This is a genomic window from Frankia sp. CcCS3 (assembly GCF_977927575.1).
In genome coordinates this window covers 1-8,897 of the sequence record NZ_CDWRCL010000173.1, presented here as the reverse complement: position 1 = coordinate 8,897, position 8,897 = coordinate 1, and the positions used below count along the sequence as shown (strand labels likewise).

Here is an 8,897-nt window from a genome sequence, read left to right as displayed (position 1 = left end):
AGGTCACCTCCCAGACCGACGCCGACGGCAACACCACCACTACCGGCTACGACACCGACGGACAGATCTCCTCCGTCAACGACGGCAAGGGCAGCTACGCCTACGTCTACGACACCGCCACCGAACACCGCGGCCTGGTCACCAGCCTTGGCGTCGGCGCCGGGTCGGCACCGTCCACCTTCACCGCCACCTACAACGGCGACGGAGCCCTCACCAGCCAGACCTACCCGAACGGCCTCGTCGCCACCACCCGCCTCGACAACACCAACAAGCCGACCAGCCTCGCCTACGCCAAGTCCGGCACACCGTGGCTGACCTTCTCCCAGGCATACTCGATCCACGGCCAGGTCCGTCTCGACGCCAGCACGCCCGCGACCAAGACGCTGGGCTACGACCCGGCGGGCCGGCTGACCTCGGTCGTCGACGCGGTCAGCTACGGCGGGCCGCGGATCTGCACCACCCGCACCTACACCTACGACCTGGATTCCAATCGCATCGCCCTGACCAGCTACCCGGATGCCGGCGGTCAGCCGGACACCGGGAACTGCTCCACCGGCACGACCCCGCAGGTCTACTCTCACAGCTATGACCAGGCCGACCGGATCACCGACACCGGCTACACCTACGACCTGTTCGGCCGAACCACGGCTGTGCCGGCCGCCGACGCGGCCGGTGTCGCGCTTACCGTCGGCTACCACGTGAACGACATGGTCGCCTCGCAGACCGCAGGCTCGACTACCCGGACCTACACCCTCGACCCAGCACGGCGCATCCGATCCTGGAGTGAAGGATCGACGAGCTGGACTAAGGGGACGTAATGAAGTAACAAATACGTGATCGAGAGCATCATCGCAGGTCACAGGCCTGTGGAGGGTTCGAAACGCGCAAGTTATTTCATTTCGACTCCTAACCACTACCCGCTGGTTCGATACGACGGCACGACAGGTTCGACGGCGGCCGAACTCGGCGACAGCCCGGCCTGGATCGGCGTCACCGGCGGCGGGTGGACCCGCAACATCCTCGGAATCGGTGGAGATCTCGCCGCCGTCCAAGACAACACCGGCACGGTCACGCTGCAGCTGGCCAACCTGCGCGGAGACATCGTCGCCACCGTCCCCGACGACACCGCCGCTACCGCCATCGCCAGCTACGCCGAATCCAGCGAATTCGGCACCCCCTATTTCGCCAGTACCGCCTACGCCCGCTACGGCTGGCTCGGCGGAAAGCAACGCTCCCGCGACACCCTCGGCGGCCTCACCCTCATGGGCGTCCGCCTTTACAACCCCTACACCGGCCGTTTTCTCTCCACCGACCCCATCTTCGGCGGCAACGCCAAGGAGTCGAAATGAAATAACTTGCGCGTTTCGAACCCTTCACAGGCCTGTGACCTGCGATGATGCTCTCGATCACGTATTTGTTACTTCATTACGTCCCCCAACCCCTACGACTACGCCAACCAGGACCCCTACAACAAACTCGACCTCTGACGGGCGAAGGTGCGCTTGGGTCGGATGGAAATATCTTTGCTTCCCGGACTTCTTACGTCCCCTATGTCTGGCCGATTTTTGGATACACGGTCTACTGCGGTTGGACATTTGGAATATGGCGGTAGGAGGTCGCTAGTGATCATCGGAAACAGTCGGCACCCCGGCTGGTACATGCCGGTCACGGTCATCGGATACAGTTTGATCGCCGCATTGATTGTGATAGCGGCTTTTGCTGGAATCCCAGGCATCTGGGTAGTCGTTTTCGCAGCCCTTTTGGGTGGCGCTTTCAGGTTCTTGCTGAGGAGGATGCTGCACGAGGATGGTTGAGCCGTTTGCTGCACCAAGCTGAGCTATATATCCATGTGATCAATTCGTGTTACCCTTCGGTCGCCATCCCTCCAGAAAATATGCCGTAAGGTAAACGTTCGGAAATCCTGTGGGAGGGCATGATGGATATCAGTGTCTCATCCGTGAGACAGGGGCCGTCCTGCTGCTCCTTCTAGCTCCGTGGAAAGCATGTTCGAGGCTGCTCGTCGCGCTCCGGCCTTCGCCTGATCGTCCCGGTTGTCGGTCGGGATCGGGTCGGGACCCGGATCCGGGGGAGATGCCGCCAGGTCACGGCTGGCCGCGAACAGCAGGTCCTCGCCGGTCGCCGGGCGTAGTCGCAGGTCGGCGAGCGCGCCGACCCCGACTCCGGCCCGGGTCAGGGCGGTGCGCGCGGCGGCGGGGCCGGCACCGTAGAGGACCGCGATCATCTCCGGGCCGGTCGGATCCGGCCGGTACACCAGGTCCGTGCGGCGCAACGCCGGGCGGGGGGCGCCGACCGGCAGGGTGAAGCGGGCGTGCGTGAGATCATCGTCCCGGCACCGGCGCTCCAGGCCCCGATCCGGTCCCCGACCCCGCTGCGGCGCGCGGCCTTGTTCCCCTGCTTCGGCCCGCTTCGCCGCCGGTCCGGCCAGCCGGTCGATCTCGGCGGTGACCACCCGGGCCAGCAGCTCGGCGCTGGCGTCCCAGGTGAACCCAGCCGCCCAGGCGCGGGCCGCCGCGCGCAGCTCGGCCAGTAGCCATAGCGCCGCGTCGAGGGTCTTCTCCAGCGGCTCGCCCTCGTCGACCAGCCATCCCGTCGTCCCGTCCCGGACCGCGTCGCGCAGCCCCGGGACCCGGAACGCCACCGCGGGCACCCCGAGGGCGGCCTCCAGCACCGACAGCCCCCAGCCCTCACCATGCGAGGGGTTGACCGTCAGCCAGGCCGAGGAAAGCAGCCGGTCGCGGGTGGCGGCATCGGTGTAGCCGTGCCAGCGCACGGCGTCACCGTCCCGGTCGGTCGTGCCTCTCGAGCCCGGAGCGGCCCCCGGGTCGGTGGTGGTCACCGTATCTGGGGTGGTCAGCCCGAGGGCGACCGCGCGGGCGGTCAGGCGTTCGCGGTCCGGGCCGTCGCCGATGATGTGGACGGTGAGCCCGGGATGCGCCCCGACCAGCGCGGGCAGCGCGTCGAGGAGCAGGTCGAGCCGCTTGTGCGGCACGAGCCGGCCGACGCACACGATGGTGGGTGCCGTCGCGGGGCCGCCATCCGAGCCTGCGGGCCCGCCGCCAGCCGGGCCCGTGAACGCGGTGGCCCCGGCGGCCGAGCTAGCCCCGGCGGCCGAGGTGGTCACCCCGTTGGGGACCAGGAAGCGCGGGCCGGGCAGGCCGAGGATGTCACGGGCCTCGGCGCGGGTCGAGGGGGAGACGACCACCACCGGTCGGCGCCGGTAGACCCACCGGCTGCCCGGCGCCTCCAGCAGCTGCCCGACCCGGGCGACCGGCCCGGGGAAGTACAACGGGAACTGTTTCTGATGAACGTGGTGGAGCACCTGCACGACGGGGGTGCTCGCCGGCAGCACCAGGGGGCTGAAGAACGGGATCCCGTTCTGGCAGTCGACGACGGCGTCGACGCGGTGCCCGGCCCGCCCCAGGCTGGCCAGCCGGGCGAGCACCGACGGATAGACGCCGAAGGTGCCGCCCCCGCGGCGCACCTCGACGCCGCCGACGGACTCGGCGACGGGCGGACCCGGGCGTTCACCGTCCGTGGCCCGCGAGGTCAGCAGGGTGACCCGGGCGCCGGCCGCGGCGAACCGTTCGGCGATCGACTGGCAGAACAGCTCCGCCCCGCCGGCCTGCGGATGCTCCCGGTCCCGCCAGTTGAGGAACACCACGTGCCGGCCGGCGAGGGTGGGCAGGTACCGGCGCTCCCGGGACCCTCCGCGGTGTATCGACCCTTCCGGGGGTGTCACGCTGAGGCTTCCCGTCACCGGTGGCATTCCTTCCGTTTCGTTCCGCTCGCCAGGGCTTACCATGTTCGTCTGCAACGTTCGCCTGCAACCTACCGATGTCGGAAAATCGTCGGCCATTTACCATGGTCGGTGTTTCGCTGTGGGTGATTCGACGTGTCCCGTTCCCGGTGGGGAGACTGATGGCGAAGCCCTCGCGTGAGGCTGTGACGGGCCTGCTGGCCGGTCCGGCAGCGCTGGCCGTCGCCGGCATGCTCGTCAACGGGTGCAACCTGCTGATGAACCTGATCGTCGCCCGGTCGCTGGACCCGGACTCCTACGGCGCCGTGTCGGTGCAGGTCAGCATCTTCCTGATTCTCTCGGTCGCGGGTAACGCGCTGCTGATCGCCGTGGTGCAGCACGAGACGTCTGGGCCGGGGGGCACCCGGCGCGAGCAGTGGTCCTGGATCCGGCGGCTGCGGGGCGCCTGCGGCGTCGGCATCGTGATCTCCGCGATCGTCGCGGTGGTGCTGTGCCGGCCGGTGGCCGCGCTGATATCTTATCCGCATCCGCTCGCGATCGCCGAGGCGACCATCGGTGCCGCGCTGTGGACGCTGCTGTGCGTCGAACGCGGCCTGCTGCAGGCCCGGGGGGCCTATCCGCGCCTCGCCGTCAACTTTGTGGTCGAGGGCTTCGTCCGGATCGGCCTGGTGATTGTGCTCGTGCTGGGCGGGCTCGGGGTGAACGGCGCGGGCCTGGGCATCGTGCTCGGCGTCGTCGTCGGCGCCGAGCACGCCCGGTGGGCCGTCACGCGCACCCCGCGGCTGCCGCGTCCGCCCGTGTCCCAGCGCGGGGCGACCGTGCTGCCTGACGACGGCACACCGCCGGCCACCGGGCCGATTCCGCTGCCGATCCCGGCGCCGCGCGCCAGCGCCCGGCACAGCGTCATCGCCGACACCACCGTCGCCCTCGGCGCGCTGATCCCCCTCGCCCTGCTGCAGAATATGGACGTCGTCATCGTCGGCTGGCTGGGGTCCTCCGGGGTCGGCGGCTACGCGGCGATCTCGACGGCCTGCAAGGTACCGGTCTTCATCGGGCTGGCGGTCGCGAACTTCCTGCTGCCCGAGGCGGCACGACGGCGCAAGGAGGGACGCCCCGCCGGGGGCACGTTGGTCGTGGCGCTGGTCTTCGTCGTCGCTCCCGGGCTCTTCCTCGCCGGGCTCGGTCTGTTCGCGGCCAAGTGGTTGATCGGACTCGTCTTCGGGGCGCATCTCACCGACGCCGCCTCCGCGCTGTCGGTGCTCGCGCTGAGCATGACCCTGCTGGCCGTCACCCTGATGTTCACCACGTACCTGCTCGGCGCCGGGGTGCGCCGGGTCGTCGGCGTGCTCGCCGTCGCCACCGTGGCGACGGCTGGGGCGCTCGTCTCGGCCGGCGGCGGATCGATGGCCACGGCCACCGCCGCGCTCGCCGCCGAGTCGGTGACCGCGCTCGCGGTCGGCCTGCTCGTGGTCCAGCTGCATCACACCGACCGCCGGGCGGCGCGGGCCGCCGAGACGCACCGGCGGCCGGCGGGGGGCGTGGGACTACCCGACCCCCAGCCCGGCGAGGGGGTCCCGGCCCGGGTGTGAGGAGTTCCTCTGCCCGACGAGTCCCAGCCCACCCCGCGCGGAGAGGCCACCGCTGATGCCAGCCCAGACCCGTCCGAACGCGGACGGCGGTGAGCCCGGTTCTCCCGGTTCTCCCGGTTCTCCCGGGTCGTCGGGGTCGTCGGGGTCGGTGCGCTCGCCGCTCGCCGTCACCCGCCGCCGCCTGCTCGCGACGGCCGTGGGCCTCGGCGCGACGTCCGCCGGCGCCCTCGTCGCCGCGCGCCTGCTCTCCTCGTCCTCGGGTCCGACCTCCTCCGGTGACCTGCCGCTGAGCCGACCCTCGGCACCGGTCGGCGGGGTCACCGTGGGCCCGTCGATGCCGGCCGGGGCGGTGGCGGGCCTGCCCAGGAACCTGCTGACCATCTATGGCGCACCCGGCACCTTCGGAAACCTCGACGACCAGTCGGCCATCGAGATCGCCGAGGTGCCGGGCTGGGGCTTCGGCCCCGGTCAGGCCGCCTTCCTGTCCGCGGTCGCCGCGGACGGTACCGTCTTCCTCGCGACGACTCCGTTCACCGACGACCAGGCGAAGCTGACCGGTACGGGCATGGAGATCGAGATCTTCGAGCCGGTCACCGAACGGTTCACCCGCCTGGTGATCCCCTCAACGAAGGGCCGGACGAGCCTGCCCCGGGCCGACCCGAACTACCATGGTGTAGGCGGCGGGGACATCTCGGACGTGATCGTCGTGCCCGGCCCGGACGGCACCGAGCGGGTGGTCTTCGTCTCGCTGATGCCCTTCTTCGGCTGGAACACCTCCGTCGACGGCGAGTTGCCGAGCATCGGTCAGCTCCGGCGGGACTCCCTGGGCGGACGGTGGGCCTACGACCGGACGGCATCCAGGACAGCGGCTCAGCTCGCCAGCGCCGCCCCGCCGTACGTGGCGGCGCTGGCCTTCCCGGTGCTCGCGCCGCTGGAGCCGCGCTCACCGCGCGGGCCGTCCTCGATCGCCCGGCTGCCCCGCAGCGGGCACCTGGTCATCGCCCAGTACCTGGGGACCGGGGTCGGCGGCACCGACAACGGCGCCCTGCTCGTTGTCGACCTCGCCGGCCGGGTGCGGGCGCACTGGCAGTACCCGCAGGCCCGCCCGCTGGGCCTCGAGCTGGTCGTGAACCCGCGGGAGGTCGTCGCCGATCCCACCAGCGAACCTGATGACGAACGGTTCGTGCTGATCAGTGACGTGCGCGGGCTGGACTTCCGGGCCCAGCCCTTCCCCGTGCAGGAGTTCTCCTACTCGGCGTCGCGGGGCACCATCAGCCCGAAGAGCACGGCGGTGCGCGCCGTTCAGGACGGCTCCCGGATGGAGTCGGCCGTGTTCGGCACGGACGGCACCTTGTACGTGGCCCGCACCAAGGCCGACGGGCTGCGGGCGGAGACCCTCGCCGTCTACCCGAAGATCGATGGGAAACGCGGCCTGGTGACCCGGGCCCCCGCCACGGGCAACTGGCCGGTCGACACCTGGGGCATCGCCAACCGCCCCGACTACCTGATCGCGGGCACCGACCGGGGTGGGCTGGTGCGCAGCATCACCGTCGATCCAGCCACCGGCGCGGTGCTGCTCGCCGGGCTCGACGGCCTGGTGCAGGTCGTGCGGCCGGCGGGGCGCGGCACGCGGATGACCTTCCGCACCGACCGGCCGATCGACGTGGGGCTGAGCAGGCTGCGGGGCCCCGCGACCCGGTATGTCGGGGTGCGCCGCGGCGCGGTCGACGCCCGCCGGCGCAGCCTGTGGCTCCCGGTGAACCAGCTGGTGCTCGACGGCCTGCCCCGGCCGTACCCCCCGTTCAAGCTCGATCAGTGGTTGCTGCGCGTCAACCTGGATGTGCTGCTCGGCGACGAGTAGGTGACGGGCGGCCGGCGGGGGCCAGCGGCGCTCGGCGGGGGCCTGCGGGGGCCGGCGGCGCTCAGCCCCCGCCGGCGGCGCCGTGTAGCGGCAGCGCGAGCAGGTAGGGGTCGACGTGGGTGCCGAGGAAGCCGAGATGGCGGTAGAATGCCCGGCCGGGTTGCCGTATCGCGTGGGCGAGCAGGAGCGGCACTCCGACCATGCGATGGACGGTCAGTGACCGCATCACGGCGTCCCGCACGAGTTGGGCGCCGACCCCGCGGCCCTGGTAGCGGACATCGACCGCGAGCCGCCCCACGAACATCGCCGGAACGGGTTCGGTGGACCGGCGCGACCACCGGCGTGAACCGGGGATCCGTTCCAGGGCGGCGGTGGCCAGGCAGTAGTAGCCGGCGATCCGGGTACCATCGACGATCACGAACGTGTTCGTCGTCCGGTCCTGCTGGTGTTCGAGGGCGTGGTGGCGCAGCCAGCCGTCGAGCAGGTCGTCACCGCTGTTGAAGGTGAGCCGGTCCGGGCCCTCGGACAGGGCCGCGGGCTTGGCGAGGGGCACTGCGTAGGATCCTTTCTTGGGACCGCGTCGGACCGCGTCGGGACCGCCGGTCGACTGGCCGGCTGGTCGGCCGACCGGGAGGCGGGCAGAGGTGGCGGGGTGCTCCGGCTACTCCGGCTGCTCCGAGCCCGGTTCCTCGTCGAGGAGCCGGCGCAGCCGGGGGGAGTCCGGCGGCGGCGTGTCGAGCAGCGCCTCGAGCTTGCTCCAGTCGGCATCCGGGACGCGGAACAGGCGGCGGTCGGCGAGAACCTCTCGCGCGTATCGCTTCATGGCCTCGACGGCGAAGTCCTCAAGGGACAGGCCCTCACCCTCCGCGGCCGAGCGGATGATCTCGGCTTCGTCCTGGGGTAGCCGTACCGCGAGTCTGTCGTCCCTGGCGGTGCTCATACTGGCAGTCTGCCCTCCGGGTCTTCGGACCCGTTTCCCCGGGTCTCGCTCGCCGACGTGGGTACCACATCCATCGCGGCCGGGTCGCCCGGATGCCCGGAGGCCGGCCGGAGCGCGGATCCGGTCGGCCGCCCGGCATCTCTTCGTACCAGATCTTCGCACCAGAGAGGTCCTACGCCCGTGGCGCTTTCGCCTGTCCCCACCGTCCCGCTCGCGCACGGTGCCCGGATGCCCAGGCTCGGGCTCGGAACCTGGCCGCTGAACGACCGGGAGGTCCAGGGGGTGGTGGAACAGGCGCTCGGGCTGGGCTACCGGTTGATCGACACCGCGCACAACTACGGCAACGAGAAGGGGGTCGGCGCCGGGCTACGCGCCGTCAGCGTGCCCCGCGAGGAGCTGTTCGTCACCACGAAGTTCAACAAACGCTCACACAGCGTCCGCGGCGTGCGCAGGGCCGCGGTGGAGAGCACCCGCCGGATGGGGCTGGACTACCTCGATCTGCTCCTCATCCACTGGCCGAACCCGTGGCGGGATCGGTACGTCGAGGCCTGGAAGGGGCTCGTCGAGCTGCTGAAGGACGGCCAGGTACGCGCGATCGGGGTGTCGAACTTCAAGACGACCCACCTCGACCGGCTGCTGGCCCAGACCGGTGTCGCGCCGGACGTGAACCGGATCTTGATCTGTCGTTGATCTTGTGATTCTTCTGGCCCGCCGGTGATCATCGGGCGA

General features: G+C 70.7%; 7 protein-coding genes and 1 pseudogene. 5 read left to right on the top strand and 3 right to left on the bottom strand.

Annotated features, from left to right (window positions below):
• Both AC08OQ_RS14555 and AC08OQ_RS14550 read left to right on the top strand, forming a co-directional pair.
• Nucleotides 1-818, top strand: a pseudogene (locus AC08OQ_RS14555) (sugar-binding protein); the annotation flags it as partial.
• A 15-nt stretch (nt 819-833) separates the two neighbouring features.
• Nucleotides 834-1,349, top strand: coding sequence for an RHS repeat-associated core domain-containing protein (locus tag AC08OQ_RS14550; RefSeq protein WP_476605483.1), 516 nt, complete (start codon nt 834-836; stop codon nt 1,347-1,349).
• 602 nt (nt 1,350-1,951) lie between these two features.
• Here the strand turns inward: AC08OQ_RS14550 and AC08OQ_RS14545 are convergent.
• Nucleotides 1,952-3,760, bottom strand: a complete 1,809-nt coding sequence (locus tag AC08OQ_RS14545; RefSeq protein ID WP_476605487.1) for a glycosyltransferase family 4 protein — start codon at nt 3,758-3,760, stop codon at nt 1,952-1,954.
• Nucleotides 3,761-3,939: 179 nt separating this feature from the next.
• Here AC08OQ_RS14545 and AC08OQ_RS14540 point away from each other — a divergent pair, with 179 nt between their 5' ends.
• Both AC08OQ_RS14540 and AC08OQ_RS14535 read left to right on the top strand, forming a co-directional pair.
• A complete protein-coding gene (locus AC08OQ_RS14540) occupies nt 3,940-5,367 on the top strand; it encodes a lipopolysaccharide biosynthesis protein (RefSeq protein WP_476612117.1) in 1,428 nt (475 codons plus the stop codon).
• A 55-nt stretch (nt 5,368-5,422) separates the two neighbouring features.
• Nucleotides 5,423-7,228, top strand: coding sequence for a hypothetical protein (locus AC08OQ_RS14535; protein ID WP_476605484.1), 1,806 nt, complete (start codon nt 5,423-5,425; stop codon nt 7,226-7,228).
• A gap of 61 nt (nt 7,229-7,289) precedes the next feature.
• On the opposite strand, the gene AC08OQ_RS14530 is transcribed toward AC08OQ_RS14535, so the two are convergent.
• Complete coding sequence (locus tag AC08OQ_RS14530; protein WP_476605485.1) at nt 7,290-7,781, bottom strand: GNAT family N-acetyltransferase; 492 nt, start codon at nt 7,779-7,781, stop codon at nt 7,290-7,292.
• A 108-nt stretch (nt 7,782-7,889) separates the two neighbouring features.
• Entirely contained in the window at nt 7,890-8,168 is a 279-nt protein-coding gene (locus AC08OQ_RS14525; RefSeq protein WP_462188512.1) for a type II toxin-antitoxin system TacA family antitoxin, read from the bottom strand.
• Between the two features lie 180 nt (nt 8,169-8,348).
• On the opposite strand from AC08OQ_RS14525, the gene AC08OQ_RS14520 reads away from it, so the two are divergent.
• The gene (locus AC08OQ_RS14520; RefSeq protein WP_476612116.1) at nt 8,349-8,858 is read left to right on the top strand and encodes an aldo/keto reductase; all 510 of its coding nucleotides are present in this window, start codon (nt 8,349-8,351) and stop codon (nt 8,856-8,858) included.
• Nucleotides 8,859-8,897: the final 39 nt, after the last annotated feature.

Excerpts from the sequence above, each read along its gene's own strand:
- AC08OQ_RS14525 (WP_462188512.1), bottom strand. The coding sequence starts at position 8,168 with ATGAGCACCGCCAGGGACGACAGACTCGCGGTACGGCTACCCCAGGAC.
- AC08OQ_RS14540 (WP_476612117.1), top strand. The coding sequence starts at position 3,940 with ATGGCGAAGCCCTCGCGTGAGGCTGTGACGGGCCTGCTGGCCGGTCCG.
- AC08OQ_RS14535 (WP_476605484.1), top strand. The coding sequence starts at position 5,423 with ATGCCAGCCCAGACCCGTCCGAACGCGGACGGCGGTGAGCCCGGTTCT.